The sequence below is a fragment of the Enterobacter sp. V89_11 genome, assembly GCF_029967775.1.
Taxonomy (GTDB): domain Bacteria; phylum Pseudomonadota; class Gammaproteobacteria; order Enterobacterales; family Enterobacteriaceae; genus Enterobacter; species Enterobacter ludwigii.
Map to the genome: position 1 here is coordinate 131,925 of NZ_JASCAN010000023.1, position 26,204 is coordinate 158,128.

General features: G+C 56.1%; 25 protein-coding genes and 1 pseudogene. 10 read left to right on the plus strand and 16 right to left on the minus strand.

Features of this window, described 5'->3' with window-relative positions:
• Nucleotides 1-39: 39 nt before the first annotated feature.
• The 13 genes and pseudogenes from QLG09_RS16775 to QLG09_RS16830 form a co-directional block, all read right to left on the minus strand.
• A complete protein-coding gene (locus QLG09_RS16775; RefSeq protein WP_079231019.1) occupies nucleotides 40-411 on the minus strand; it encodes a hypothetical protein in 372 nt (123 codons plus the stop codon).
• 87 nt (nucleotides 412-498) lie between these two features.
• Nucleotides 499-1,059, minus strand: a complete 561-nt coding sequence (locus QLG09_RS16780; protein ID WP_080975363.1) for an RNA polymerase sigma factor — start codon at nucleotides 1,057-1,059, stop codon at nucleotides 499-501.
• Between the two features lie 5 nt (nucleotides 1,060-1,064).
• Nucleotides 1,065-1,484 (minus strand): hypothetical protein, encoded by a 420-nt coding sequence (locus QLG09_RS16785; RefSeq protein WP_282489114.1) that lies wholly within the window; start codon nucleotides 1,482-1,484, stop codon nucleotides 1,065-1,067.
• A gap of 304 nt (nucleotides 1,485-1,788) precedes the next feature.
• Nucleotides 1,789-1,903: pseudogene (locus QLG09_RS22395) on the minus strand (phage tail protein); the annotation flags it as partial.
• A 56-nt stretch (nucleotides 1,904-1,959) separates the two neighbouring features.
• Nucleotides 1,960-2,388, minus strand: a complete 429-nt coding sequence (locus tag QLG09_RS16790) for a hypothetical protein (RefSeq protein ID WP_080975362.1) — start codon at nucleotides 2,386-2,388, stop codon at nucleotides 1,960-1,962.
• A 308-nt stretch (nucleotides 2,389-2,696) separates the two neighbouring features.
• A complete protein-coding gene (locus QLG09_RS16795; RefSeq protein WP_282489115.1) occupies nucleotides 2,697-4,247 on the minus strand; it encodes a methyl-accepting chemotaxis protein in 1,551 nt (516 codons plus the stop codon).
• Nucleotides 4,248-4,344: 97 nt separating this feature from the next.
• On the minus strand, nucleotides 4,345-5,361 hold the full coding sequence (locus tag QLG09_RS16800; protein ID WP_282489116.1) for a LacI family DNA-binding transcriptional regulator: 1,017 nt from the start codon (nucleotides 5,359-5,361) through the stop codon (nucleotides 4,345-4,347).
• A gap of 28 nt (nucleotides 5,362-5,389) precedes the next feature.
• Nucleotides 5,390-6,796 carry a sucrose-6-phosphate hydrolase gene (locus QLG09_RS16805; RefSeq protein ID WP_282489117.1) on the minus strand — a complete coding sequence of 469 codons (1,407 nt, stop codon included), beginning with the start codon at nucleotides 6,794-6,796 and terminating at the stop codon, nucleotides 5,390-5,392.
• Nucleotides 6,796-8,166 carry a sucrose-specific PTS transporter subunit IIBC gene (locus QLG09_RS16810; RefSeq protein WP_282489118.1) on the minus strand — a complete coding sequence of 457 codons (1,371 nt, stop codon included), beginning with the start codon at nucleotides 8,164-8,166 and terminating at the stop codon, nucleotides 6,796-6,798. Before QLG09_RS16810 ends, QLG09_RS16805 begins: the two co-directional genes overlap by 1 nt.
• 67 nt (nucleotides 8,167-8,233) lie before the next feature.
• Nucleotides 8,234-9,751, minus strand: coding sequence for a carbohydrate porin (locus QLG09_RS16815; protein WP_014170154.1), 1,518 nt, complete (start codon nucleotides 9,749-9,751; stop codon nucleotides 8,234-8,236).
• Between the two features lie 173 nt (nucleotides 9,752-9,924).
• The gene (locus QLG09_RS16820) at nucleotides 9,925-10,830 is read right to left on the minus strand and encodes an aminoimidazole riboside kinase (protein WP_063924923.1); all 906 of its coding nucleotides are present in this window, start codon (nucleotides 10,828-10,830) and stop codon (nucleotides 9,925-9,927) included.
• A gap of 89 nt (nucleotides 10,831-10,919) precedes the next feature.
• The gene (locus tag QLG09_RS16825; protein ID WP_282489119.1) at nucleotides 10,920-12,131 is read right to left on the minus strand and encodes a diguanylate phosphodiesterase; all 1,212 of its coding nucleotides are present in this window, start codon (nucleotides 12,129-12,131) and stop codon (nucleotides 10,920-10,922) included.
• A 93-nt stretch (nucleotides 12,132-12,224) separates the two neighbouring features.
• On the minus strand, nucleotides 12,225-13,706 hold the full coding sequence (locus QLG09_RS16830; RefSeq protein WP_282489120.1) for an alpha/beta hydrolase: 1,482 nt from the start codon (nucleotides 13,704-13,706) through the stop codon (nucleotides 12,225-12,227).
• A 266-nt stretch (nucleotides 13,707-13,972) separates the two neighbouring features.
• On the opposite strand from QLG09_RS16830, the gene QLG09_RS16835 reads away from it, so the two are divergent.
• The 7 genes from QLG09_RS16835 to QLG09_RS16865 are packed head-to-tail and all read left to right on the plus strand — an operon-like array spanning nucleotide 13,973 to nucleotide 20,810.
• Nucleotides 13,973-14,827 (plus strand): MurR/RpiR family transcriptional regulator, encoded by an 855-nt coding sequence (locus QLG09_RS16835; RefSeq protein ID WP_014170158.1) that lies wholly within the window; start codon nucleotides 13,973-13,975, stop codon nucleotides 14,825-14,827.
• Between the two features lie 12 nt (nucleotides 14,828-14,839).
• The gene (ddpX, locus tag QLG09_RS16840; RefSeq protein ID WP_014170160.1) at nucleotides 14,840-15,415 is read left to right on the plus strand and encodes a D-alanyl-D-alanine dipeptidase; all 576 of its coding nucleotides are present in this window, start codon (nucleotides 14,840-14,842) and stop codon (nucleotides 15,413-15,415) included.
• A gap of 15 nt (nucleotides 15,416-15,430) precedes the next feature.
• Nucleotides 15,431-16,963, plus strand: coding sequence for an ABC transporter substrate-binding protein (locus tag QLG09_RS16845; RefSeq protein ID WP_020884092.1), 1,533 nt, complete (start codon nucleotides 15,431-15,433; stop codon nucleotides 16,961-16,963).
• Between the two features lie 23 nt (nucleotides 16,964-16,986).
• Nucleotides 16,987-18,009, plus strand: a complete 1,023-nt coding sequence (locus tag QLG09_RS16850) for an ABC transporter permease (RefSeq protein ID WP_014170162.1) — start codon at nucleotides 16,987-16,989, stop codon at nucleotides 18,007-18,009.
• Entirely contained in the window at nucleotides 18,006-18,902 is an 897-nt protein-coding gene (ddpC, locus tag QLG09_RS16855; protein WP_020884090.1) for a D,D-dipeptide ABC transporter permease, read from the plus strand. The genes QLG09_RS16850 and ddpC overlap by 4 nt, the downstream gene beginning before the upstream one ends.
• Nucleotides 18,899-19,885, plus strand: a complete 987-nt coding sequence (locus QLG09_RS16860) for an ABC transporter ATP-binding protein (protein WP_282489121.1) — start codon at nucleotides 18,899-18,901, stop codon at nucleotides 19,883-19,885. Before ddpC ends, QLG09_RS16860 begins: the two co-directional genes overlap by 4 nt.
• Nucleotides 19,878-20,810, plus strand: a complete 933-nt coding sequence (locus tag QLG09_RS16865) for an ABC transporter ATP-binding protein (protein WP_282489122.1) — start codon at nucleotides 19,878-19,880, stop codon at nucleotides 20,808-20,810. Before QLG09_RS16860 ends, QLG09_RS16865 begins: the two co-directional genes overlap by 8 nt.
• A gap of 26 nt (nucleotides 20,811-20,836) precedes the next feature.
• Here QLG09_RS16865 and QLG09_RS16870 read toward each other — a convergent pair whose 3' ends face one another.
• Nucleotides 20,837-21,586 (minus strand): SDR family oxidoreductase, encoded by a 750-nt coding sequence (locus QLG09_RS16870; protein WP_282489123.1) that lies wholly within the window; start codon nucleotides 21,584-21,586, stop codon nucleotides 20,837-20,839.
• A gap of 153 nt (nucleotides 21,587-21,739) precedes the next feature.
• Between QLG09_RS16870 and QLG09_RS16875 the strand changes: the two genes are divergently transcribed.
• Nucleotides 21,740-22,645 carry a LysR family transcriptional regulator gene (locus QLG09_RS16875; protein WP_282489124.1) on the plus strand — a complete coding sequence of 302 codons (906 nt, stop codon included), beginning with the start codon at nucleotides 21,740-21,742 and terminating at the stop codon, nucleotides 22,643-22,645.
• 23 nt (nucleotides 22,646-22,668) lie between these two features.
• Here QLG09_RS16875 and QLG09_RS16880 read toward each other — a convergent pair whose 3' ends face one another.
• Nucleotides 22,669-23,097 (minus strand): OsmC family protein, encoded by a 429-nt coding sequence (locus QLG09_RS16880; protein ID WP_014170171.1) that lies wholly within the window; start codon nucleotides 23,095-23,097, stop codon nucleotides 22,669-22,671.
• Nucleotides 23,098-23,224: 127 nt separating this feature from the next.
• Between QLG09_RS16880 and QLG09_RS16885 the strand changes: the two genes are divergently transcribed.
• Nucleotides 23,225-24,184 (plus strand): hypothetical protein, encoded by a 960-nt coding sequence (locus tag QLG09_RS16885; protein WP_282489125.1) that lies wholly within the window; start codon nucleotides 23,225-23,227, stop codon nucleotides 24,182-24,184.
• Nucleotides 24,185-24,207: 23 nt separating this feature from the next.
• Here the strand turns inward: QLG09_RS16885 and QLG09_RS16890 are convergent, their stop codons facing one another.
• Nucleotides 24,208-25,083 (minus strand): LysR family transcriptional regulator, encoded by an 876-nt coding sequence (locus QLG09_RS16890; protein ID WP_025204139.1) that lies wholly within the window; start codon nucleotides 25,081-25,083, stop codon nucleotides 24,208-24,210.
• 111 nt (nucleotides 25,084-25,194) lie between these two features.
• Here QLG09_RS16890 and QLG09_RS16895 point away from each other — a divergent pair, with 111 nt between their 5' ends.
• On the plus strand, nucleotides 25,195-26,046 hold the full coding sequence (locus QLG09_RS16895) for a Vmh family MBL fold metallo-hydrolase (protein ID WP_025204138.1): 852 nt from the start codon (nucleotides 25,195-25,197) through the stop codon (nucleotides 26,044-26,046).
• Nucleotides 26,047-26,204: the final 158 nt, after the last annotated feature.

Genomic DNA, 26,204 nt, shown 5'->3' on the forward strand with positions numbered 1-26,204 from the left:
CCGTGAATAGTGAAAATTATCGTGTGGTGACGATGATTTTCATTCACGGAAAACGCAGTTTTTGAGGTGTATTCGGGGAGGCGGTGCCTGAACGGGCTGTTCTCTCGGAACGCATGCCCGCCCTTGCGTAAACAACTGAAGTAGCGCGAAGAAGATGATAATCGCCGGTAGCGCACCATCAAAGAACAGAGGCTGAGCACAAAGCAGCGAGTGTGCGCCTAACTGACACGGCGATGGCCCGGACGGCTCAGCGTCGCTGGTTTGAGCCGGGGCATCAGCAATCAGGGTCGTTTGCGGATCCAGTCCCTGCAAAAAATGGTTGAGATAAACCGCACGCTGCACCAGGCAAATAGCCATCGCCACACATGTGATTATCAAAAGCCATTTTCCCAGAAGCTGACGGTTGCGCATAACGTTCCAAATTTACCAGACGCCCCGATCATAAACGATAGTGATGAATCTACAAGTCCTGACAATGTAAGGTTTTGTCTGTCGGCGTTAGTCACCGGTCAGCGCATCATAGACGTCCCGCAGTCGCGTGCGCAGGAAAAGCACCGCCTTGTGCTTACGCGATAACAGCGCCTGCTCGCTGGCCCCGGTTTCCTCTGCCAGCATTTTAATGCTGTAGCCCTGGAGCTCCGTTTTTTCAAAAACCTCGCGCTGAGGCAGCGGAAGTTCAGACAGCGCCTGGCCCAGTTCTTCCCACAGCAGCGTTTTGAGGTACTCCTCCTCCGGCGTATGCGGGACACCGAAAAGGGTTTCCGCCAGTTCATCTTCGGGGAAGTCCTCATCATCATCCCCGGTAAAATATCCTGAAAGAGAGACCTCACGTTTTTTTCGCGCCCGGTCGGTCATCTCATTACGCGCCGCGCGAAACAGCCAGGCGGCGACGTTTTCGACTGGTTGCTCCACTTTCATCAGCTGATAGGTGACTTCCTGCAAAATATCGTCGGCATCATCGCGCACGGACGTTCGTCCGCGGATAAAGGCTTTCAGCCGGGCGCGGCAGGCATTAAGCGCCGACATCAGCAATGACTCTCCCGCCAGCCCGGTTTTCATCTCGCTCACTCTGCTTCCGGCGTTTTCGGCGTGCTGTCGTCGCGTTTATCTTCGCGATGACCGTGCCAGCCGCAATGCCCGCGACCATGGCGACCAAAGCCTTCGCGACGCTGCTGAATAAACGCCTCACGCTGCTCGGGGGTCATGTTCATCCAGCGTTCGTGCATACGACGGTGCGCGCCGAACATCCCCGGACGGAAGCCCAGCCCGCCGAACAGGATCCGGCTTAATACCAGAATCCCCAGCGCCTGCCAGAAACCGATGGCTTTCACGCCAAGAATGGCCGGGAGTAAGGCATTCCACAGGGTCATGACCACCAGTCCCAGTATAAGGACGATTACCGCGCCTATCACCAGCCCTTTACCCATACGGTGGCGGCCAAACCCGCGTCCGTGCCCTCTTCCGTGCATATCGAAATCTCTCATGGTGTTTACCTCATTTACAGTGATTGATTATGGCTTGTGATGAGGTAGACGGATGAGGCGGGGAAATATTGCTGGGGAGAATATAAAATTTTTTGTGCTTACGGATTTTAACGCATATCGCTCACGACGGGTGGGCGCTATTTGTCGCCTCCTGGCACATCATCTCGTACGAAACATTCGTTTAACTAATGCGGTAGAACGGCCAGGATGATTGCCAACAACGCAAGGAAGATGAGTGAGGATAATAGCGGGTTTAGCATGCCACCTAAACGGGCGAAGTCGCTGGTCGTTAAAAGGCTTAAAGTCACTCATACCATATGCTTACCAGTTCGCCGTTGGTATAGCGCTCTTTTTGCCGGGTGACGGGCTCCGGCAACGGAGGTTCCAGCATAACTGACATGTAATGTGCCGTTTTCCTCTTATGGAATAAAACAACCTGCATTTTAAGTGCCGGTCTTTTTGCATAATCCAGACATCAATTTTGCCATGAAATGATGTCGTCCAGACCTGAGAGCATGCCGGGAAAGTAACTTTCATCAATATCGAAGGAATCGTCAAGGGTAATACTGTCAGCATGGTTTTCAGGCTTCAGTACCATACTAACGCCAACAGCACCGGCAAAATGCGCCTGATGAAACTTAAGCATAACCTGCTCGAATGCCGAGGTTAAACTAATATCCTTAGACTTTCCCCCTGTCTTTAAAGCCTGATGGAGAGCATGTGTATCATTCCTGAATTGCTCGAGTTGACCGACAAAAAACTCTGCAGCAAACTCAGTTTTTAAGACAGGGATCGAGAATTCAACCCATACCATAATACGGCTATAGGCAGGCACCTCCTCTTCAGTCAGCCTTTCATAGGGCGTTAATTTAAGGCGCCTGTCACCACTTGTGATATCTATCATGCTCCCCTCTTCACGGCATGTACTGAAAATACATGATTGTCCAGTTAGTCTCCCTGAACAGAACCTCAAAACAATTAGACTCTTAACTATAAGTGCCTTTGTTTTTCCTGTCTTCCACAAGCTTATATACACACGTGCTTTGTACCTAGAAAACCCCGTTTTTTTTCAGTGGGTCTTGCGTTCTGATACCGTATCGAATGACCTTTTTCTGAATCTGCAAAGGTATATAGCGACCTGTGGGGGGCTGGCGCGACTTTCCAGTTACACCAGACATTAAAAAGGCTCCCTCAGGAGCCTCTCATTATCAATTAAGCCTGCGCCGGTAAACTAAAGCTCGAAATACTCCTCGAGAGCTGCAGCGCCTGCTCTTCCAGGGAAGCGGCGGCTGCGGCGGATTGCTGAACCAGCGCGGCGTTCTGCTGGGTCACGCCATCCATCTCTGTCACAGCCTGTCCGACCTGGCTGATCCCGCGGCTTTGCTCTTCAGAGGCCACGGAGATCTGCTCCATCAACGTATTCACTTTATTCACGGAACTGATAATTGAATCAATGACCTCGCCTGAACGGTTCACCAGTTCAGCACCGTTTTTGACGCTGGAAACCGACTGTGCAATCAGGCTTTCAATGTCTTTCGCGGCAACCGCGCTTTTCTGCGCAAGGGTGCGCACTTCACTGGCCACCACGGCGAAGCCGCGTCCTTGTGTGCCGGCACGTGCTGCTTCAACCGCGGCGTTGAGCGCCAGAATATTGGTCTGGAAAGCAATGCTGTTGATGACGCTGGTGATGTCCTCGATGCGCTTAGAGTTCGCCGCGATGGTATTCATTGTTTCGATCACTTCGCGGGTCACGGCCTCACCGGTGTGCGCATTGTTCACCGCGTCCTGCACCAGTTTTCCAGCCTGGTGAACGTTATCGGTGTTATTCGCCACGGTCGCGCTCAGTTCTTCCATGCTGGCCGCCGTCTGGGTTAACGCGGAGGCCTGCTGCTCGGTGCGTGAAGCCAGATCGATATTCCCGGAAGCAATTTCCTGCGCGGCGTGGGTGACGGTATGGCTCGCGTCACGCACCTGAGCGATAGTCGACAGAAGCGCCTGGCGCATCTGCTCCATTGAGCCCATCAGGTGATCGATTTCATTGCCGGAGGTGCCTTTTACCGGCACTGGAATGTCCAGTTTACCGGCGGCAATCTGGCTGCAGTGTTCGCGTGCCAGGTTGACCGGCGCGAAAACAAAGCGCTTCATCAGCAGGCTGACGGCAACAATCACGATTACAAACAGGAAAGCAATCGCCGCAATGATCGCCAGACCGGAGATGAAATTACTGCTCGCATCCTCGTTCAGGGTTTTGGCATATTTCTGATGAACGGCAAGGACCTGGTCGAGAACGATTTCATACTGACGGTCGAGGCGGGACACCTCCGGGATAAGCGCATTAAACTTCGCGACATCGTGCGTAGCGGCGGCGTCAATCAGCGGTGCCAGCCCCTGGTTACGGTAGTTTTGCCAGGCATCCTGATACGCGCTCACCAGCGGCGCTTCATCCGACAGGCGCGGAGACGCCATAAACGCCGCAAAGGCATGATCCGCTTTTGTGAGGGCCTCTTTAACCGCGGAAAGTTTCGCTGACTCGTCAGCCGAGTTCCCCGCTTCCACCATCTTCACGTACTCCATCACCCTGACGCGCAAGGTACGGCTGTGGTTGATGGGGTCAATGATCGACAGCACAACCTGGATTTCTTTGTTCACATTATCCAGGGAATTATTACTTTTAATGATGAGGCCAACGCTGGTAATGGTGCTGACGACAAAGAAGAAAAGCAGAGCAAAAAGGACAATCAGGGATGATTTTTTTAACGACATGGACCGATACCTCAAGAATAAACATTCCCTATCGTTATCGGCCGATCCAAAACTTAAATTAATTAAAGTTATTAACGTTTCCCTTCAGCAACCAGGGCTATACTTTCGCTTTATAGCGCCGCTGCAGGGTGGCATCCAGTTTTCGCTGTAACGGTTGTGGCGTTTCGCCGTCGATCAGTTTGCCAATCAGATCAAAGCAGTGCCACGCCAGCTGGCGGTTATCCTGGCGAATGGTATCAACCGGAATGGTGAGCGAGTCGTAGAGGTAGTGATCGTCAAAGCTGGCTAACCGGATATCACTTTGCATCAGGTTATGCTGACCCATATAGCGCAATACCCCTTCCAGCAGACCACAGGCGGCAGTGAACAAGGCTTTTGGCGGGCGTCCCAGGCGGGCGCACAGCTCGGCGAACATCTCGTAGCCGGAGCTCGGGTGATAGTTTCCGTGAATGATCCACTCCGGGCGCAGCGCCACATTGGCCTCTTGCAGTCCTTGCTTAAACCCTTCCAGACGATCGCGCGTCGGGGAAAGCCGCGGCTGCCCGCCAAGGAAGTAAATTTCATCAGGATGCTGGCGCGCAATGTCGGCCACCAGTTCCGCTGTCGGGGTAATGGAATCGGTGATCACCAGCGGCAATGTGCTGTCGTTCATATGGCGGTCAAAAAGGACGACCGGCAGCTGTTCGCTCAGCTTCTGGTAGTCGGCATCATTGAGCATACTTGAGGCCACAATCAGCCCGTCCACCTGACGCGCCACCATGTTATTAACCACCACCGTCTCCTGCCCCGGGTTTTCATCACTGCAGGAGATGAGCAGTTGAACGCCTGCCTCACGGCACAGCGTCTCCAGTTCGTGAGAAAACACCGCAAAGCCGTAGTTAGTGATCTCCGGCACCACCAGACCGATGGTGTGGCTACGGTTATCACGCAGCGAGCGCGCGTGAATGCTGGGCTGGTAGTGATGCTCTTTCGCAATCGCCAGCACGCGCTCACGCGTCTCTTCCGCCACGCGAAGCTCTTTGCTGCGCCCGTTCAGTACCAGGCTGGCGGTGGCTTTTGAAACCCCCGCCAGTTCCGCGATGTCTTTAATTGTGACGCGTTTTGTTTTTCTCACAACGACTTAGATCCGGCTGCCAAAACCCTTATTCTACCATGCAGCCGCGCAGCGACCAGTAGCGTAATGTGATGTCGGACCCACCTTCGAATCGCACCCGTGCCGGATGGTCAGGAAAATAGCGGCTGCTCATCACCCCTTCGCCATGATTGATGAAAATTTCAACGCTGGAGCTGTCACACAGAACGCGTAAATGATGAACGTCGCCCCGCCAGTAACGGGTCAATGTCTCCCCGGTTTTCAGGCTGGCGCGTTCCAGACGCAACCCGCTGTCCTCGACAATAAGGCGCAACGCACCGGCGAAATCCACGGTTACTGAAGATGAGATGAGCTCGAACTCAAGGCGCGTCGCATCAAGAGCCGGGGCATCGCTGGCGTTACCCTGCCAGCGACATTCCTCTTCACGCAGTGCGTGCAGTTCGCGCACCGGCGTCTGCCACAGTTTGCCGTCACGGAAGTGTAATTCTCGCGGGCAGGTCATCTGATGGATCCACCCCTGCGCCCGTGTGGGCTGAAGCATCTCTTCTCCGTCCGGCACGCCCATCCAGCCGATCAGGATCCGCCGTCCGTCTTCCGCCACCGTGGTTTGGGGAGCGTAGAACTCGAAACCGGCGTCCAGCTCGTGCAACTCGCCATGTTCAAACGAAGCGCGGGTATGGTCGAACGCCCCGCTCATCCACGTGGCCGGATAAGTATTGAGATAGCGATGCGGTTCGCGCGCCAGCCCCTGCGGACAGCAGATCAGTACGTGTGTCCCGTCGAGGGCAAACAGGTCCGGGCACTCCCACATGTATCCCGCCTCGGTCAGGCCGTTCACGCCATGACCGGCAATCTCTCCGCAAGACGCCCAGTGGTGCAAATCGGCAGATGTGAACAGCAGCACCTTGCCGTGTTTTTGCAGATCCTGCGCCCCCAGTACCATGAACCACACCCCGTCGTGCTGCCACACTTTCGGGTCACGCACATGGCCGGTGTAGCCTTCCGGCAGCGCAAGGACCGGACCGAGTTTTTTGAATGTACCGTCGGGCTGTTGCGTGGCAAGGCACTGCCAGGCGGTGCGGCTGCCATCATCAAATTTCACGTTACCGGTATAACACAGCGTCAGGACACCGTTGTTATCGACGGCGCTGCCGGAATAGCAGCCGTTGCGGTCATACTCCTCATCGGGCATCAGCGCCATCGGTTCATGCTGCCAGTGCACCAGGTCTGCGGAGCTCCAGTGTCCCCAGCACTTATAGCGATGGTCGCAATCCAGCGGGTTCCACTGATAGAACAGGTGGTAGCGCCCGGCAAACCAGATAAACCCGTTAGGATCGTTCATCAGCCCCGTCACCGGTGCCGGATGCCATTGCGGATAATGGCTGTCGGCGTACGCACGCGGCTGGCCTTTCATGACGGCCTGCAGGATTGCAGGCCAGCGGGAAGGTAACGTCATTATTCAGAATCCGTTTTATATTTCAGCAGCAGCGAGACGGTAAACGCCACGCCGAAGGCAATCACCATGCCGATAATATAGTTGAGCAGCGAGCTTGCCTGCACGATCGCCATGCCCGGGATGGCAGTCAGCCCGACGGCGGTCATATAAACATGTACCGAGACCACCCACGCCCCGCCTGCCGCACCGCCAATCAGCGCGGCGATAAACGGTTTCACGAAACGCAGGTTGATACCAAATATTGCCGCTTCGGTAATGCCCAGCATGGCCGAAAACGCAGACGGTAACGTAATGGCTTTAATTTTCGCGTCTTTGGTTTTAAACCAGACCGCCAGACAGGCTCCCCCCTGCGCCACGTTAGCCATCGCCCAGATAGGCAGCAGGAAGTTAACGCCAATCGACGGATTCCCCAGTAACCCGGCTTCAATGGCATGGAAACTGTGGTGAATACCGGTGATAACGATAACCGAGTAAAGCCCGCCAAATAACAGCCCGGCCAGCCAGCCCGCATGGGCGATCAGGGTGCTCAGAACAAAGGAGATACCATCCCCTAACGCACGCCCGGCCGGGCCAATGATCAGCAAGGCAATAAAGCCGGAGAGAATAACGGTGAGGAACGGCGTCAGGATCAGATCTAACGCATCCGGAATAATACGGCGCAGGTTTTTCTCCACGATACTCATAAACCAGACGGCCAGCAGCACCGGGAATACCGTTCCCTGATAGCCAATCATGGCAATCTCAAGGCCGAAGAAGTTCATGGTGTGGAAGCCAGACGCCACGCCCCAGGCGTTTGTCAGCGCCGGGTGCGTCAGAATGCCGCCGAGGGTCGCCCCCAGATATGGGTTACCGCCAAATTCACGCGCGGCCGTGAAGCCAATCAGGATCGGCAGAATGATAAATGCCGCTGAGCTGCACATATCCAGCATGATATAGAGCGCGTTATCGGCATTGACCCAGCCGTAGGTTTTGATCATCCCGAGCAGGCCCATCAGTAAACCGGAGGCCACAATCGCAGGAATGATCGGCACAAAGATGTTTGAGAGCAGTCGGGCAATGCGCTGGAACGGGTTCAGCTTACGTGCCGCCATGTCGGCCGCTTCGGACTTGCTGGATTCGCTAATCCCTGCCGCCTGGATAAACGCGGCGTAGACCTTGTTAACCACCCCCGTACCAAAAATCACCTGCATCTGCCCGGCGTTGCGAAAACAGCCTTTAACGCCGTCAACCTTGCCGATGGCTTGTTGATCGGCAAGCGTGTCGTCGACCAGCACCAGTCGAAGACGCGTTGCGCAGTGCGCCGCACTGGCGATGTTCTCTTTGCCACCGAGCAGCGGAATGAGCGCGCGGGCGATATTATCAAAATCCATAGATACCTCTGCCTGACTGTATTTTTATGATGTGAAAAACGCTCCCGCACTGCGGGAGCGTAAAAGGTTAAAACCAGGTTTCCATCTGTACCCCAAAGTTCCATTCCCCGCCGGCGTTGAAACCGCTGCTGCCAAAGGCATCATCGCTGGCGTAATTATCCAGTTTGCTGCTCCAGTCCATCCAGGTGGCGAACAGACGCAACTCAGGACGGCTGAAGAAATCGCCGATCTTGCCCGCTTTTAACGTTGGGGCAAAGGTCAGCTTGTAGAAACTTCCGTTGACGGCATTTCGGTCTTTATACCCTTCCGGGTTTAAATCCATGTACTGATAGCTGCCCTCAAACGCCAGGGCGAAATTCTGCGTGACCTCTTTAATCAGGCGGGTATTGAGCGTGACCCACTCATAGCTGTCGCCTTTGACATAGCGGTCTTTACTGCTCTGGGCCAGAACGGCAGGCGCGATATGCCAGCCGCCACCTAGAGGCGTGACACCGTAACTTGCAAAGCGCCAGGTATCGGCTTCAGACAGCAATGCGCCATCGGAACCGATGCTCTTCACCTCTGCCCCCAGCCCGTGGCCGTACAGCAGCGCCGTTTTGGCTGAGCCTTCACGCAGGCCGTAGAAACTTTCATTGTGCAATCCGACCAGGGCATGAACGCCATTGTTGGCGGCGTCGGTTTTTATCAGATCGCCATTGCTGTCTTTGCGGTCGTCGTTGTCTTTTGCCCGCAGGCCGCTCACCATCAGCTGGAATGGCCCGGCGAAGTGGTTCATGCTGAGGATGTAGTTCTGAACGTTATTGTCGATTTGCTCTTCGCTGCCGAAGTTACGCCCGTAAAGAGAGAAGTTGCTGCGCAGCGATTCATTCCATTTCACGTCATACACGCCACCACCGGTACCGGCCAGGAACACCACATCGGAGTCCAGCCAGTGAATATCAAAGTTGTCACGGTCAAAGCGTTTACCGGCCCAGAAGGTACTGCCCTTCAGCGCGCCGGTAAAATCAGGCAGATTGCCCAGTTCAGCAAACGCCTGACGAATATTGAGATCGCTGGTGTCAGCGGACCAGTCGTTATAGGTTTTCTGACCATCCGCCAGCATGGCCTTGAAGCGCGTGGTCGCCCCGTTATCCAGGGTCTGTTTGTGTTCCACATTCAGCTCAACGTAGGTATCGGCTTCATTCCCCAGACGCCCGACCGCACCACCGGTTTCCCCGGCTGGCGTCAGGTAAGGGCCGCTTTTACTGCTCGACGCCGCATCGTTCATCAGCAGGCCAGAACGGGCATAGCCATGAAACTCAAACCCACTGCTCTGATCGGCTTTCTTCTCCAGTGCGGCGGTACGCTGCGCCACTTGCTGGGTTGTTGTTTGCGCCTGCTGCTGGGCAGTCACCAACTGCTGCGTTTTTTGTTCTGCGTCGGTGGCGCGTTTCTCCGCAACCTGCGCGCGGGTTTCCGCAGCCTGAAGACGCTGCTCCAGAGCAGCAAGACGCGCTTCGATACTCGTCATATCCGTTTGGGCAAAAACAGAGGTACTCCCGGCCAGCATGCCTATCATCACGGCAAGTCTGCGTTTTTTATACATTTTGTCGCATCCCTAAAAGAAGTCATTGAAAGTGCTAAATTGCTAAACCGGTTTAGGTTGATGATACTAAACCTGCCAATTTTGGATCGGCAATCTTTTTTGCTAAACCGATTTAGTAAGTGTGATCGAGGCGACAATTCAGGCCGTCGACAGACGGCCCGTTGCGGGAGGAATTACAGTTGCGGGTGATAAGGCAGCGCGGTCATCGCCCCTTTAGCCGTGGTGGCTAACGCGCCGCAGCGCTGGGCTAATGCGATCACGCGTGGAAGATCGTGGCTGTCGATACTCCCAGCGGAAGCCAGTCCATAAAGCAGTCCCGCCACGAATGCATCACCTGCGCCGGTGGTGTCCACGCATTCAACGGGGGTTGCCGGATAATGTTTCATCGTTCCGTCATGCCAGGCGATGACCCCGTCTTTGCCCTGAGTGACCAGCACCAGCCGGGCCGGACAGCGGCGCATCAGCGCGGCCAGCCCTTCCGTGACCCCAAGGTCGGCGGTTAGAAAAGCCAGTTCTTCGACGGAGAGTTTGACGACGTCAGCGCATTGCAGCGCCTGTTCGAGGCAGCGGCGCAGATCGTCCTCATCCGGCCAGAGATCCGGGCGAATATTGGGGTCGAAACTGACATACCCCCCCGCTTCCCTGACCGCGTTCATGGCCTGAAACGTTGCAGAACGGCTTGGCTCAGCGCTCAGAGCAATGGAACAGACATGCAGCCACTCTCCTGCGCTAAAGGGCGGCAGGTCGGCTGACGCCAGAAACAGATCGGCGCTCGGGCGAACCATAAAGGTGAACGAACGTTCGCCCTGTTCGTCCAGATCCACGACCACGGTTGACGTGCGGTGTGCCGGGTCGAGGCGCATCCAGTTTACGTCAACCTGCTCGTCAGCCAGCGTTTTATGCATAAAGCGACCGAAAGGATCGTCGCCGACCCTGCCGATAAAGGCGCTTTTCCCGCCCAGACGGGCAATACCGACCGCCACGTTCGCCGGCGCGCCGCCGGGGCATTGCAGCAACCGGCCTTCTCCCTCCGGTAATAAATCCACTACCGCATCGCCAAGTACCCAGATTTTTTGCATGTGATCCTCTCAGCTAAACAATGTTAAACCGTTTTAGCTATTTAAGCACAGGCAGGACGAAGGGGAAATAATACGGAAGGAAAATTGGCTTAACGCACCAGGTGTGGCCAGCTAATATCGCCTACGCCATTCAGCGCTGGACGGGCAAACAGAAAGCCCTGAAAGCGTCGGATCCCGGCAGATTCAAGCCAGCACCACTCTTCCAGCTTCTCGATGCCTTCCGCCACTAGGGTGATTTCAAGGTCGGTGCAGCAGCTGACTATCGAGCGCACAATCGCCTGTTTTGGCCCACTGAGATGAATATTGCTGACAATTTCGCGGTCAATTTTAATTTTATCCGGCTGGAATCGGGTCAGCAATGAAAGCCCGGCGTAACCGGAACCGAAATCATCGATCGCCAGGCCAATACCTTCAGCGCGCAGGTGTTTAATGGCGCTATTGAACTTGTTGAACCCGGAAATCATCTCGTTTTCGGTCACTTCAATGACCACCTGCTCCGGCTGAAGCCCATGTAGTTTAATCTGTTCAACCAGAAACTCCACGGCGCCAGGCACTTTCACCAGCGACATCGGGAGAAGATTTACCGCGATTTTGTGGCTCCCGATCCCCAGTTTGTCGGCCAGCGCAAAAGCCCAGGCCTTGGTCTGGAGATCGACTTCATAGATTTTGTCCTGATCGAGGCGGCTGAAAAAATGCTCCGGGCTTCCCCCGTCATTACCGCGGATAAGGGCCTCAAGTGAACTGATTTTCCCTTCCAGCGGTTCGACGATGGGCTGGAGGGCGAACTGGCAGGTTTGTTTGTCCAGCAGACCCAGACTCTCGCCAAACGGCGATTTCTCACGCGAGAGCGTCCATTTCTCCGGGGCAAAACGCGCCCCCGACGGGGCCGGTCGTTTGCCGGTAATAAACGTCTGAATAAATTTGAACACCCGATCATCAGATGTCAGATAACTGTCCAGTTTGCTGTAGTGCAGTACCGACTGCAGAACGTCTTTCGGCGACTGGTTCTGCAGGTCAAACAGCAGCATACCGACATTCTCAAAACGTCTGCGGGGGCCGTAATCCCGCATAAGCTCAACCACGCCGCTGTGCCGCTTATCCTCACGGATCTTCTGAAACAGCCTTACCACACTCTCTTCCGAGCCTTCGAGGAGTTGCAGGACATCATCTCCTTTTGAAAGAAGAACGCCGGTAATATTCAACCCCGCATTGCGTGTCCTGGCCTGTTCAACCAGCGCCTGGAGTTCGGCGGATCGGCAGGATAAATTCAACTGGCTGCGGTAGATAAGAGTAGTCAGCACAAAAACGTGTTCCGATAAGAGGTATGCGTTGGACCTTACTGTTTAACATACTTCATCTGCGCGACCTAACAGATTAACCCCTTGCGGGAGAGGCTACTTTTTCTCATCCCCGATGCGTCTGTCAATCCTCTCCTGCATGTAGGCATAAAACGGGTTCGACGTCACCCGCATTAACGCGTCTTTGCCTACGCTCAGCACGGAGGTTTCCCCCCACAGCGCAATCGTGCCGAGGCTAATGCCATACCGGTTTTTCTCCGCAGGATGTCGGCCATAGAGATCGTCATCAGGCGGGAACGGCACGGCGACATGCGACAGTGAATAGACCTCCTGCGGCCAGGACATCGCCAGCGGTACCGCGGTCTCATCGGTGCGTCCCGCCGGGGTTATTTTCGCCACCGCGGCGAAACTGTCCGCGCTGGCATTGGTAATAATCGTGACACCGTAACGCCTTTTCGCCACAGGCAGTAACTCAGAGGTCGCCGCCCACGACGACGGTTTAAAGAGAGGACGGAAGCTGGCGGCCTGATTGATATCAAATACAACCAGCTCGCTGCCGTTCGCCGGAAGCAGGTCAAATAAGCCGGTGACCACGGCGCGGGTGCTGACCGTTGAATCCATCACCGACTGGAATGCGAGTACCGGCGGCAGCTGGTCCAGTCTGTGCTCCCGGGCATCCCGCCCCATTTGCTCCTGCAGGGCCTGGGTCAAGAGCCATGACTGGCGCGCCGCATTGACCGGGAAGGAATTGTATTTATACGGGTTATATTCCGGCGAGATGTTTAACCATGCCGCTTTGGCAAACGGCGGTAACATCGCCGGCAATCCGGCCAATCCTGCAAACCGGGCGAACGCCGTGACGCCAATCATTGGCGAGAGCAGAATGAGCTGTTGCGGTTTGCGAAGCGCAGGCGTGTCCAGCGCATCAAGGGCATATTTCATCGCCAGCGCCCCACCGTTGGAGTAACCCACCAGATGCAGGGGAACATTGTCTCCCGCCAGCCGCGTGGCTTCACGCACGGCAAGGCGCGTCGCTGCCAGCCACCTCTCCCAGTCAACGTCCGTCAGCGCGCCGGGCGCGGTGCCGTGCCCGGGCAGGCGTGGGACCACCGCCACAAAACCGTGCTGCTGATAATCACGGGCAAGATGCCGGACACTGTAAGGCGAATCTGTTAGCCCGTGCAGCAACACCACCGCGCCGCGTGGCGTTCCGGCGGGCATCAGCACAAAGGAGCGGTTGGCATCGGGTGAAAATTTACCGGGCCAAACCAGGCTCTGACGGTAGTAGCGGTTTAACGGCGTGCGCTCCTCACCCTGGGTTTTGCGCGTTACCGCATTATCCAGATCGGTGAAAATGGCGTTTTCCCGGGCGACATACTGGGCAAAACTCGCCTTATCGATCTCGCGTACGGACATCTCATTTGCCCGCCAGGTATGCCAGAGATGCAGTTCCGGCCCCTGCTGCGAGAGATAAACCCGAACCGCGAGCAGGACGATCAGTACCACTCCTGCGATCATCGCCATTTTCTTTGCGAGCGCCATCAGGCGCACGCTGATACGCCAGGGCAAGTTCGCCATGCCGGGATCCCTTTCATATTTACGTTGTCTCTATCTTATCAAAAATGTGAAGACGCTGACGTATTCACGAAATTCATACCTCCCCGCTCAGCCAGTGCACCAAAAGTGAACTACGCTGCACAAATGTTGATCATTGGTTAACTAAATATTGCATGAAGTTTGCAGCACAGCGGCGTCCCGTCGCTCTGTGGACATGGCACGCGTCATGCATTGTTAATCAAATAACACAAACCTGACGACTGACAGCCTGTTAACAGCGAGGCGGTATGACGACGAAACCCGAGGTGTTGAGCCGTATTGAAGCCACTTTCAGCCAGCTGACTCCCAGCGAGAAGCGGGTGGCGAGCTGGTTGCTGGCGCATGCCGCACAGATCCCGTTTGAAACGGCTGAAAGCGTGGGTCTGGCGACCGGCACCAGCGGCATTACCGTGGGACGCTTTCTGCGAAAACTCGGCTACCGCAATCTGGAAGATGCCAAAAAGAGCCTGCGCGACCCGCATCAACCCTGGGGTATGAACGAGCGGCTGGACTCCTGGCAGCAGCAGTCCCCTCTGCCCAACCGCCTTCAGCACTCTCTGTCGCTGGAGGTGGATGCCATCACTCAGGTTTATCAGCTGGCGCACACCGACGCATTCCGCCAGGTGGTTCATCAGCTTGCCCACGCGGATGCGGTTTTTGTGCTGGGGATCCAGTCGACACGTGGGATAGCCAACGCCTTCTTCAGTCATCTTGAGTACCTTCGACCGCGCGTCAGCTACGCCGAAGGCGCGTCCGGCAGCTGGGTTGAATCCCTGAACTCCGGTTTCGCCCACCCCTACGTGGTGCTGACCGATACCCGCACCTATTCCACCATTGCGCGGCAGTACTGTCGGGTCGCGAGCGAAAAAGGTATTTCGCTGGCCCTGATCACCGATATCTGGTGCCCGTGGGCGCGGGATTACCCGCTTGATTTACTGCAGGTGAAAACCGAAACCGGCCATTTCTGGGATTCGCTGGCACCTGTGAGCTGTCTGTTCAACCTGCTGCTGTCAGGTGTCGTGGAAGCGCTGGGTGATGCCCTTCCACCGCGGCTGGCGGTAAACCGGCAATTACAACAAGAGTTTGGTCAATTCGAACGCTAAAGGAGCGGAGCTATGCCCCCAGAGAGTGAACTGATTGATGTGGCGAAGACCTTCCCTGCGCTGCATATCGATCTGAAATACGCCACAGCCGACAACATCACGGGTCGTCCGATTTATCAGGAGGCGCTGTGCCTGCTGCATACCGATGCGGCCACCGCGCTGGCGAAAGCCATCAGCATCGCCGCACTGGCCGGGCTGAAGCTGGTGGTCTACGACGCTTATCGCCCGCAGGAAGCGCAGGCTCAGTTGTGGGATGCCTGCCCGAACCCGGAATACGTGGTTGATGTGGCGATTGGTTCCAACCACAGCCGTGGGACGGCCATCGACGTTACGCTGATGGACGAACAGAACACCGTGCTGGATATGGGGGCCGGTTTTGACGAAATGCACGACCGCTCGCATGCCTGGCACCCGTCCGTGCCGCCGCACGCGCAGCGCAATCGCCTGCTGCTTAACGCCATCATGTCCGGTGGCGGCTTTGTGGGGATCAGCAGCGAATGGTGGCACTTCGAGCTGCCGAACGCGGCCAGCTATCCCCTGCTTGACGATCGTTTTGCCTGTTTCCCGTTGACGCACACCCCTCTTTAAAACTGGAGCACTGCCATGAAAACAACGCTTCTTACTACCCTGATCGCCGCCTCGCTGGCACTCAGCGCCCCGGTTGCGCTGGCTGCCGTCCCGAAAGATATGCTGGTGATCGGAAAAGCGGCCGACCCGCAAACGCTCGACCCGGCGGTGACCATTGATAACAACGACTGGACGGTGACTTACCCCGCCTATCAGCGTCTGGTGAAGTACAAGCCAGGCTCCACCGAGGTGGAGGGCGACCTGTCAACGGGCTGGAAGGCGTCAGCGGATCAGAAAGAGTGGACCTTTACCCTTACCGATAACGCAAAATTCGCCGATGGCACGCCGGTTACTGCCGAGGCGGTAAAACTCTCCTTTGAACGTCTGCTGAAGCTTAGCCAGGGGCCGTCTGAAGCGTTCCCGAAAGATCTCAAAATTGATGCGGTCGATCCGCACACGGTGAAATTCACCCTCAGCCAGCCGTTTGCCCCGTTCCTCTACACCCTGGCCAACGACGGTGCGTCGATCGTTAACCCGGCGGTGTTAAAGGCGAACGCTGCCGATGATGCACGCGGTTATTTAGCGCAAAACACCGCCGGCTCCGGGCCATTCATGCTGAAAAGCTGGCAGAAAGGTCAGCAGCTGGTGCTCGTTCCGAATCCACACTGGGCGGGTGAGAAGCCGCACTTCAAGCGCGTTTCGGTGAAAATTATTGGTGAAAGCGCTTCACGCCGCCTGCAGCTTTCCCGTGGCGATCTGGATATCGCCGATTCACTGCCCGTCGATCAGCTTTCAGCCCTTAAGCAAGAAGGCAAAGTGGCGGTGGCGGAATATCCGTCCCTGCGCGTGACCTATCTTTATCTGAATAACAGCAAAGCCCCGCTCAATCAGGTGGATTTACGTCGGGCTGTCTCCTGGGCAACGGATTATCAGGGGATGGTGAAAGGCATCCTGAGCGGCAATGGTAAACAGATGCGCGGCCCGATACCGGACGGCATGTGGGGGTTTGACGCCACGGCAATGCAGTACAGCTTTGACGAGGCCAAAGCCAAAGCCGCGCTGGAGAAAGTCAAAGACAAGCCAGCAAGCCTGACATTCCTCTATTCAGACAACGACCCCAACTGGGAGCCGATCGCCCTGTCCACGCAGGCGAGCCTCGGCAAGATCGGCATCAACGTGAAGCTGGAAAAACTGGCTAACGCCACCATGCGCGATCGTGTCGGGAAAGGTGACTATGACATCGCTATTGGCAACTGGAGCCCGGACTTTGCCGACCCGTACATGTTCATGAACTACTGGTTTGAGTCGGACAAAAAAGGGTTGCCGGGTAACCGCTCGTTTTACGAGAACAAAGAGGTCGACGCCCTGCTGAAGGCGGCCCTGAAAACCACCGATCAGGCGGAGCGTACCCACGATTACCAGCAGGCGCAGAAGGTGGTGATCGACGAGGCGGCCTACGTGTATCTGTTCCAGAAGAACTACCAGCTGGCGATGAACAAAGAGGTGAAAGGCTTCACCTTTAATCCAATGCTGGAGCAGGTCTTTAACATCGCCACCATGAGTAAATAACGGTTCTCGCCGGGGGAAAGTGTATGACGTTCTGGAGCATTGTGCGCCAGCGCTGCTGGGGGTTAATCCTGGTGGTGGCCGGTGTCTGTATCATCACCTTTATTATTTCACACCTGATCCCCGGCGATCCGGCCCGCCTGCTGGCCGGAGACCGCGCCAGCGACGACATTGTGCAAGGTATCCGCCAGCAGCTGGGGCTGGATCAACCGTTGTATATCCAGTTTGGTCGCTATGTGGATGCGCTGGCCCATGGCGATTTAGGCACCTCTATCCGCACCGGGCGACCGGTTGCGGAAGATTTGAAGGCCTTTTTCCCGGCCACCCTGGAGCTGGCTTTTTGTTCCCTGCTGCTGGCGCTGGTTATCGGCGTGCCGCTGGGGATTTTATCGGCGGTCTACCGTGACCGCTGGCTGGATCATCTGGTGCGCTTAATGGCGATGACGGGCATTTCAACGCCCGCATTCTGGCTTGGGTTGGGAGTGATTGTCCTCTTCTACGGGCATCTGCAACTTCTGCCGGGCGGCGGAAGGCTTGACGACTGGCTCGATCCGCCGACGCGCGTTACCGGCTTTTATCTGGTGGATGCGCTGCTGGAAGGCAACGGGGAGGTCTTTTTCAATGCCCTGCAGCATCTGATTTTACCTTCGATGACGCTGGCATTTGTTCATCTCGGCATTGTGGCGCGTCAGGTTCGCTCGGCCATGCTGGAGCAGCTCAGTGAAGATTACATACGAACCGCACGCGCCAGCGGATTGCCCGGCTGGTACATCGTGCTGCGCTATGCCCTGCCCAATGCGATGATCCCGTCAATTACCGTGCTTGGACTGGCACTGGGCGATCTGCTGTATGGCGCAGTCCTCACCGAAACCGTCTTTGCCTGGCCGGGAATGGGCGCCTGGGTCGTCACCTCTATTCAGGCGCTCGATTTCCCTGCCGTCATGGGCTTCGCGGTAGTAGTCTCACTGGCCTATGTGCTGGTTAATCTGGTGGTCGATCTGCTCTATCTGTGGGTTGACCCGCGAATCGGGCGCGGAGGTGCCGAATGATGTTGACTCAGGAAACGCCCGTCCCGGTTAAAACAGCGAAAGCAGGCATCAACTGGGCAAAACTGTTCTGGATGCTGCGTAAAAGTCCCCTCACGCTGATTGGCGCCGCGATCATGATCCTGATGCTCCTGCTGATGGTGACATCACCGTGGATTGTGCCGCATGACCCCAATGCGCTGGATTTGACCGCGCGTCTGCAGGCTCCGTCTGCCGAACACTGGTTTGGCACCGACGAGGTTGGCCGCGATCTGTTCAGCCGGGTGCTCGCCGGCAGCCAGCAGTCGATCAGCGCGGGGCTGGCCGTCGTGGTGATTGCGGGTGGTATTGGCTCGCTGCTGGGCTGTTTGTCTGGCGTGCTGGGCGGGCGCGGCGACGCCATTATTATGCGCATTATGGACGTGATGCTCTCCATTCCCTCGCTGGTGCTGACCATGGCGCTGGCGGCGGCGCTGGGGCCGAGCCTGTTTAACGCAATGCTCGCCATCGCGATTGTACGTATTCCGTTTTACGTGCGTCTGGCACGCGGGCAAACCCTTGTCGTGCGCCAGTTTACCTATGTTCAGGCGGCCCGCACCTTCGGCGCATCACGCTGGCATTTAATCAGCTGGCATATTCTGCGCAACGCCCTGCCGCCGCTGATTGTGCAGGCTTCGCTGGATATTGGCAGCGCCATTCTGATGGCCGCCACGCTGGGCTTTATCGGTCTGGGCGCACAGCAACCCACCGCCGAATGGGGCGCGATGGTTGCCGTAGGGCGCAACTATGTACTTGACCAGTGGTGGTATTGCGCTTTTCCTGGCGCGGCCATTTTGATTACCGCCGTGGGCTTTAATCTTTTTGGTGACGGCATCCGCGACCTGCTGGATCCGAAATCAGGAGGGAAACAGTCATGACCGACTCTGTTTTAACCATCGAGGATTTACATCTGAGTTTCCCGATATACCGCGGTGAGGTTCATGCGCTGAACCACGTCTCGCTGGAGATTAAACGGGGTGAGATTGTCGGCGTAGTGGGCGAGTCGGGGTCGGGGAAGTCGGTTACCGCCATGCTCGCCATGCGCCTGTTGCCGGAAGGCAGCTACCGAATTCATCACGGTCAGGTGACATTGCTGGGAGAAGATGTTCTGACCGCATCGGAGAAACAGCTTCGCCAGTGGCGCGGGGCAAAAGTGGCGATGATTTTTCAGGAGCCCATGACCGCCCTGAACCCAACGCGACGGATTGGTAAGCAAATGGTGGAGGTGATCCGCCGGCATCAGCCGCTCGACCGTCGCGCGGCGCAGCAAAAAGCGATTGCCCTGCTGGAGGAGATGCAAATCCCGGACGCGAAAGCGGTGATGGCGCGTTATCCGTTTGAACTCTCCGGCGGCATGCGTCAGCGAGTGATGATCGCCCTTGCCTTCTCCTGCGAGCCTGAACTTATCATCGCCGACGAGCCGACCACGGCGCTGGATGTGACCGTGCAGCTGCAGGTACTGCGTCTGCTGAAGCACAAGGCGCGGGCCAGCGGAACCTCGGTGCTGTTTATCAGCCACGATATGGCCGTGGTTTCCCAGCTCTGTGACCGGATGTATGTGATGTACGCGGGAAGCGTAATTGAGAGCGGTGCCACGCAAACACTGATCCACCATCCCGTTCATCCCTACTCCATCGGTCTGCTGCAATGTGCACCTGAAAACGGTGCGCCGCGCGAGCTGCTTCCGGCCATTCCCGGCACGGTGCCTAATCTCAGCCAGCTTCCACAAGGCTGCGCGTTCCGTGAGCGCTGCTTTGCCGCCGGGACGAAATGCGGTGAGGCACCGCGCCTGCTTCCCAATGGTGCAGAGGGCCAGATGGCTGCCTGCTGGTACCCGCAACGGGAGAAACACCATGTCTGACATTTTGCTTGAACTGGATAGCGTGCATGTCAACTTTCCCGCGCGCAAAAACTGGCTGGGCCGCGTCACGGAACAGGTGCATGCCCTCAATGGGCTGGACCTGCAGATCCGTCGCGGCGAAACGCTGGGCATTGTTGGGGAATCCGGCTGCGGGAAAAGCACGCTGGCACAGCTATTGATGGGCATGCTCAGGCCCAGCACCGGCGACTATCAGCGGACGCATCACGCGGGCGGCATGCAGATGGTTTTTCAGGACCCGCTCTCCTCCCTCGACCCGCGTCTGCCGGTGTGGCGCATCATCACCGAGCCGGTGTGGGTGCAAAAACGCAGCAGTGAACGCGAACGGCGCCAGCTGGCAGAGACGCTGGCGATGCAGGTGGGTATTCGTGCGGAATATCTTGACCGGCTACCGCATGCCTTTTCAGGCGGGCAGCGCCAGCGCATTGCTATCGCCCGGGCGCTGTCGTCCAATCCAGACATCATCGTGCTCGACGAACCCACCAGCGCGCTGGATATTTCCGTGCAGGCGCAAATCCTCAACCTGCTGGTAAAACTGCAGCAGGAACGGAACCTCACCTATGTGTTGATCTCACATAACGTCTCGGTAGTCAGACACATTAGCGATCGTGTGGCGGTGATGTATCTGGGCCAGATCGTGGAACTGGGAACCACCGATCAGGTGCTTGTCAGGCCACGCCATCCCTACACCCGGCTGCTGCTTGATTCCGTTCCCAGAACCGGTGAACCGCTGGATGAAAACCTGGCGCTGCGTAAAACAGAGCTTCCTGGCAATCGTCACCTTCCCACCGGCTGTTATTTCCGGGACCGCTGTCCGCAGGCAGCGCAAGGGTGCGAGCGCCCGCAGTCGCTACAGCCTTCAGTTGAGGGCTGTAGCGTGCGCTGCTGGCGCAATCTGAGCGAGTAGCCACGCAGGGTGGCGCTGTTTCACGTTTAAATTTGCGCCATTCCACCGTCGACAAACAGTTCGGTGGCGTTGATAAAGCTTGCTGCATCTGAGGCCAGAAACGCCACCGCTTTCCCCACTTCCCCCGGCGCGCCTAAGCGTCCCAGCGGCACCTGGGCGGCCAGCGCGTCATACAGCCCCTGACGATGTTCTTCCGGTACCAGGTCACCCAGCCCTGGGGTTTTGATGGGCCCCGGGCTCACCACGTTGACGCGAATACCGCGCCCCTGCAAATCCAGCGCCCACGAACGGGCAAAGTTGCGCACGGCGGCTTTACTGGCACTGTATACGCTAAAGTTTGCGGTTCCTTTAATGGACACCGTGGATCCGGTCAGAATGATCGACGATCCGGCAGATAACAGCGGTAACGCTTTTTGCACGGTGAATAGTACACCGCGAACGTTGGTTGCAAAGATGCGATCAAACTGCTCTTCAGTGATAGCGCCTAACGGCAGCATGTCGCCACCCCCCGCATTGGCGAACAGAATATCCAGACGCCCTTCGTCTTTTGCAATCTGCGCATAGACTTTATCGAGGTCGGAAAGTTGAGAGACGTCTGCACGAATGCCGACCGTCGCGGTGGCAATTTGTGCGACGGCTGCGTCCAGCTCTGCCTGACGACGTCCGGTGATGTAAACCTTCGCGCCCTGAGCCGCCAGTTCCTGCGCGGTGGCGAGACCGATACCTGTGCTGCCGCCCGTAACCAGGGCAATTTTACCTGCGAGAGACGTATTCATATTATTCACCTTTAATCATGTTTTCAGGATGCCCGCAAAAACGGTTGAAGAGGTTTTCGCTTGCGTTGAATAAACTCTATCGGTTGCAGGATTAATGAAAAACGGGCAAAAATGAAAATCACTATTCACAGGTGGAAATAATCCGGAGTACGAATGGACCAGCTCATGGCAATGCGCGCATTTACACGGGTGGTGGAAACCGGAAGTTTTACGCGTGCGGCTGATTCTCTGAATATGCCTATCGCCACCCTGAGCAAGCTGGTGAAATCGCTCGAAGCGCACCTGGAGATCCGGCTTTTACATCGCACGACACGACGGGTAGTCACCACACCGGAAGGTGCCGGGTACTATGAAAAAGCGCTCAGGGTGCTGATTGATATTGAAGATATCGATACGTCGTTTCGCGTTTCTCGCGCGACGCCGAAAGGCCATCTGCGCGTGGATGTGGGCGGGTCAACCGCGCGCGACGTGCTGATCCCCCTGCTCCCGGATTTTATGCAGCGTTATCCGGAAATACGCATCGATCTTGGCGTGGCCGACCGGCCCGTAGATTTGATCAGCGGTAACGTTGACTGCGTGATCCGCGGCGGCCCTCTGGACGACTCCTCCCTTATTGCCCGTCATCTGGGTGACGCTGAAATGGTCACCTGCGCGACGTCTGATTATTTAAAATATCATGGCGTACCAGCCTATCCGCGGGAACTGTGCAATGGCCATAAGCTGATTAGCTACCTTTCTCCCGTCACCGGTCGGGCGTTCCCGTTTCGCTTCAGGGAAAAGGGAGAAAGGCTGGAGATAAATATTCCGCACTTCCTTGGTGTCAATGAAAGCAACGCTCATCTGGCGGCGGCGGTGGCAGGTTTAGGTATTATTCAGACATTTCAATATTCGGCAAAAAGGCATTTACAGGCGGGGACGTTAACTGAAATTCTTAGCGACTGGCGACCTGACGCTTATCCGTTTCATGTGGTTTATCCGCAGAACCGGCATCTGACACATCGACTGAGAGTGTTTATCGCCTGGCTGGCAGAGGTGTTTCCTGCCGCGCTGAAGGGATAGCCGGGTGTTAACCCGGCTGAGGTTTAATTGAGCGTGTAATCCAGCGTGATTTCCGCATTCAACAGCTGGGAAACCGGGCAGCCGGCTTTCGCTTTCTGAATAACGCCATCGAACTGCTGAGGGTCAATGCCGGGTACAGTAACCTTGCTCTGCAGTGCGACCTTCGTAATGGCGAAACCGCCCTCTTTTTTATCCAGTGACACGTCGGCGGTGGTATCAATGGAATCGGCGGTGTAGCCTGCTTCACCCAGCATCAGCGACAGTGCCATCGAAAAACAGGCTGCGTGTGCGGCACCAATCAGTTCTTCCGGGTTGGTCCCTTTTTCGCCTTCAAAACGGGTGTTGAAGCCGTAAGGCTGTTGATTGAGAACGCCGCTCTCGGTAGAAACAGTTCCTTTTCCGCGTTTAATATCGCCAGACCAGTGTGCTGAACCGTGCTTATGAATTGTCATTCTTGCTCTCCTTTTGGCTTACAAAGGGTTAAGTATAGACCAGAGATCTGACGCGTCCTGGAACACAGAGTATTCTGGTTGGCACTGATGCGATACATCACTTCGAACCATCAAAAGGGAAAGGCCTATGATGCAAAACACCAGGATTGTCGTGGCGCTGACCACGCTCGCCGTGACGCTACCCCTCTTTGCCAGCACGCCGGAGAATTTTATCTATACCAGCTCGGGTGACCTTGATGCCGCCGCCGCGCTTATCGCCCGTCGTGATATCGGTGGCGCGCAGATCGTTTATAACTGGCGTGCACTGGAGCCGGAGAAAAACAGATATGACTTCTCATCCATAGAGCGAGACCTGGCGCGCCTGAAGGCCAGTAATAAAAAGCTGTTTATTCAAATTCAGGATCGCTTCTTCGAAAAAGATGCCCGGTATGTCCCTGATTATCTGATGGCAGACACGAAGTACAGCGGCGGTATTTCTCCGCAGTTTGACAACCCTGGTGAAGGGAAACCAACAGGTTCAGGCTGGGTAGCCCGGCAGTGGGATCCTGCCGTGCGTGAACGGTATCAGGCCTTACTGGCAGCCCTGGCGAAGCGTTTTGATGGCCAGGTTTACGGTGTGAACTTGCCGGAAACCGCGATTGACCTTGATGAGAAAAAGCCGCCGACAGGATTTTCGTGCGACAACTATTTTGCCGGAGAAATGGAAAACCTCGCCTTTGCGCGAAAGGTTTTCACGCAATCCCATGTCGTACAATATGTCAACTTCTGGCCGTGTGAATGGAACAATGATCATAATTATATGGGGCGGCTGTTTGAATACGCCAGTGCCCATAATATCGGGCTTGGCGGACCGGATATTGTTCCCAACCGCAAGGCGCAAATGAAAAATGCCTATCCGTTCTTTAACCAGTATAAAAACAAACTGCCGCTGGTCGCCATGGCCGTTCAGGAGCCCACGCTTACCTACCGAAACCCGGCTACCGGCAAGACCTTCACCAAAGATGAATTTGTTCAGTTCGCAGAAGCGTATCTCGGCGCAGATATTATTTTCTGGAGCACGACGTCGCCCTGGCTGACGACGAAATAAGCCACAGGCTCACTTCTCGGGCATCAGTTCAGATGCCCTGCAATTTCATCAAGAAAGACGCGCAGGGCCGCAGGCTGATATTCCCGCGACTGATAAATCCCGTGAATGGCGAGCGGCTTAGGCACTAAGTCTGTGAGCACCGGGACCAGCAGCCCTTGCTCGAGCGCCCCTTGCGCTTCGTGCTCGGGCAGCATTGCAATACCGCAATGTTTAACCGCCGCGTCCATCAATAACGACGAGATGCTGGCGCTAAGATTGCCGCTCACCGCGACGCTCACGCTTTCGCCTTCCAGCGTCACAAAATGCCACGACTGACCCGCGAAGAAGCTGTAATGCAGGCAATTGTGCTGCGCCAAATCCTCAGGCGTCACGGGCGTGCCGTGCTGCGCAAGATAGTCCGGCGAGGCGCAAAGCACCGAACAGCACTCGCCCAGCCTGCGGGCAATCATCCCCGGCTCCGGGTTATCGGTAATACGCACGGCTACGTCAATACGCTCGCCCACCAGACTCACGGGATGGTTATTCACATCCAGTTCAATTCTGAGCTGCGGATAACGCGCCAGCAGCCCGGGCAGTACCGGCGCAATCATGTGCATGGCGGTAAAGTGCGCGCAGGCTACCCGTAAGGTGCCGGAAGGTAAATCTTTCTCCGACTGGCCTTCAATCTCCTGCGACAGTTGCGAAAGGGTACGCGTTTTCTGCAGTACCTTTTCCCCTGCTGCGGTCAGCGTCAGCTTGCGCGTTGAGCGATTCACCAGCCGGGTCCCCGCCCACTTCTCCATCTGCTCAAGATAACGGCTTACCATGGGCCGGGAAATGCCCAGCGCACGGGCTGCGGCACTCAAACTTCCCAGCTCGCAAATCCGGTTATAGACCTGTGCGGCAATAACGCGATCCATATAACGCTCCATTTGCTCGATTTATGAAACTAAGCATGTCTTGTTTCAGGAATTCAGGCAAATGGAGAGTTCGGTACAATAGGGTCTTTCCTGATAAAAAGAGACATGATGATGAAGCTCACTCGCCTTGCACTGCTATGCACCCTCTTCACGCCGGCGGTCTTCGCCGCACCGTTGACCATTGATACCTGGAACCCGCAGGAGAAAGGCATCTTTGCGGTCTCGTCGACGCTGGTGTCTGGCCCGAAAGAGGCCGTCCTGTTTGACGCGCAGTTCAGCGTGAAAGACGGTGAAGCACTGGTGGAGAAAATTCGCCGCAGCGGTAAAACCCTGAACAAGATTGTGATCACCTCCGGCGATCCGGACTTCTACTTTGGTCTGCAGCCGCTGGTTAAAGCGTTCCCGAATGCGAAAGTCGTGGCGACTCAGCAGGTGGTTGACCATATCAAGGCCACCAAAGATGCCAAGCTGGCCTTCTGGGGCCCACAGATGAAAGACGGCGCGCCAACAACGCTGATCGTTCCCCAGGTGCTGACCTCCACCACGTTTATGGTTGATGGTGAGAAAATCGATATTGAACAGCCAGACAGCTACGCGGCCTATGTCTGGATCCCATCAGCGAAGACGATTCTTGGCGGCACGGGCGTTTCATGGGGCATCCATCTGTGGACGGCCGATACCCAGACCCGCGCACGTCGCCAGCAGTGGCAGGACACGCTGGAAAACATGGCGGCGCACAAACCTGAGCGCGTGATCCCGGGTCACTATCTGGGGACGCCACCGTCAGGTACCGGCGCTATCGATTTTACCCGTGAATATCTGCAGCGGTTCGAGCAGACGCTGGCTAATCACAAAGATTCTGCTGGCGTCATTAGCGCCATGAAAAAAGCGTATCCGGGCCTGGCCGAAGAGAGCTCGCTGGAATTAAGTGCGAAAGTGAATACCGGCGAAATGAAATGGTAAATTAATCTCTGCTCCTGCTATTTTCTCGGATAGCAGGAGCAGCATCAAAATATTCCCCCTCGTCCCCTGTCATTATTCCTCCATTTCTAAAAGTGTCTAAAAGCATGCACTTATGTCATTTTTATTTCTAAGATGAATCTTAGACACAGCAAGGAAAA

Excerpts from the sequence above, each read along its gene's own strand:
- QLG09_RS16775 (WP_079231019.1), bottom strand. The coding sequence starts at position 411 with ATGCGCAACCGTCAGCTTCTGGGAAAATGGCTTTTGATAATCACATGT.
- QLG09_RS16780 (WP_080975363.1), bottom strand. The coding sequence starts at position 1,059 with ATGAAAACCGGGCTGGCGGGAGAGTCATTGCTGATGTCGGCGCTTAAT.
- QLG09_RS16785 (WP_282489114.1), bottom strand. The coding sequence starts at position 1,484 with ATGAGAGATTTCGATATGCACGGAAGAGGGCACGGACGCGGGTTTGGC.
- QLG09_RS16790 (WP_080975362.1), bottom strand. The coding sequence starts at position 2,388 with ATGATAGATATCACAAGTGGTGACAGGCGCCTTAAATTAACGCCCTAT.
- QLG09_RS16795 (WP_282489115.1), bottom strand. The coding sequence starts at position 4,247 with ATGTCGTTAAAAAAATCATCCCTGATTGTCCTTTTTGCTCTGCTTTTC.
- QLG09_RS16805 (WP_282489117.1), bottom strand. The coding sequence starts at position 6,796 with ATGACGTTACCTTCCCGCTGGCCTGCAATCCTGCAGGCCGTCATGAAA.
- QLG09_RS16810 (WP_282489118.1), bottom strand. The coding sequence starts at position 8,166 with ATGGATTTTGATAATATCGCCCGCGCGCTCATTCCGCTGCTCGGTGGC.
- QLG09_RS16815 (WP_014170154.1), bottom strand. The coding sequence starts at position 9,751 with ATGTATAAAAAACGCAGACTTGCCGTGATGATAGGCATGCTGGCCGGG.
- QLG09_RS16820 (WP_063924923.1), bottom strand. The coding sequence starts at position 10,830 with ATGCAAAAAATCTGGGTACTTGGCGATGCGGTAGTGGATTTATTACCG.
- QLG09_RS16830 (WP_282489120.1), bottom strand. The coding sequence starts at position 13,706 with ATGGCGAACTTGCCCTGGCGTATCAGCGTGCGCCTGATGGCGCTCGCA.
- QLG09_RS16835 (WP_014170158.1), top strand. The coding sequence starts at position 13,973 with ATGACGACGAAACCCGAGGTGTTGAGCCGTATTGAAGCCACTTTCAGC.
- ddpX (WP_014170160.1), top strand. The coding sequence starts at position 14,840 with ATGCCCCCAGAGAGTGAACTGATTGATGTGGCGAAGACCTTCCCTGCG.
- QLG09_RS16845 (WP_020884092.1), top strand. The coding sequence starts at position 15,431 with ATGAAAACAACGCTTCTTACTACCCTGATCGCCGCCTCGCTGGCACTC.
- QLG09_RS16850 (WP_014170162.1), top strand. The coding sequence starts at position 16,987 with ATGACGTTCTGGAGCATTGTGCGCCAGCGCTGCTGGGGGTTAATCCTG.
- ddpC (WP_020884090.1), top strand. The coding sequence starts at position 18,006 with ATGATGTTGACTCAGGAAACGCCCGTCCCGGTTAAAACAGCGAAAGCA.
- QLG09_RS16860 (WP_282489121.1), top strand. The coding sequence starts at position 18,899 with ATGACCGACTCTGTTTTAACCATCGAGGATTTACATCTGAGTTTCCCG.
- QLG09_RS16865 (WP_282489122.1), top strand. The coding sequence starts at position 19,878 with ATGTCTGACATTTTGCTTGAACTGGATAGCGTGCATGTCAACTTTCCC.
- QLG09_RS16870 (WP_282489123.1), bottom strand. The coding sequence starts at position 21,586 with ATGAATACGTCTCTCGCAGGTAAAATTGCCCTGGTTACGGGCGGCAGC.
- QLG09_RS16875 (WP_282489124.1), top strand. The coding sequence starts at position 21,740 with ATGGACCAGCTCATGGCAATGCGCGCATTTACACGGGTGGTGGAAACC.
- QLG09_RS16880 (WP_014170171.1), bottom strand. The coding sequence starts at position 23,097 with ATGACAATTCATAAGCACGGTTCAGCACACTGGTCTGGCGATATTAAA.
- QLG09_RS16885 (WP_282489125.1), top strand. The coding sequence starts at position 23,225 with ATGATGCAAAACACCAGGATTGTCGTGGCGCTGACCACGCTCGCCGTG.
- QLG09_RS16890 (WP_025204139.1), bottom strand. The coding sequence starts at position 25,083 with ATGGATCGCGTTATTGCCGCACAGGTCTATAACCGGATTTGCGAGCTG.
- QLG09_RS16895 (WP_025204138.1), top strand. The coding sequence starts at position 25,195 with ATGAAGCTCACTCGCCTTGCACTGCTATGCACCCTCTTCACGCCGGCG.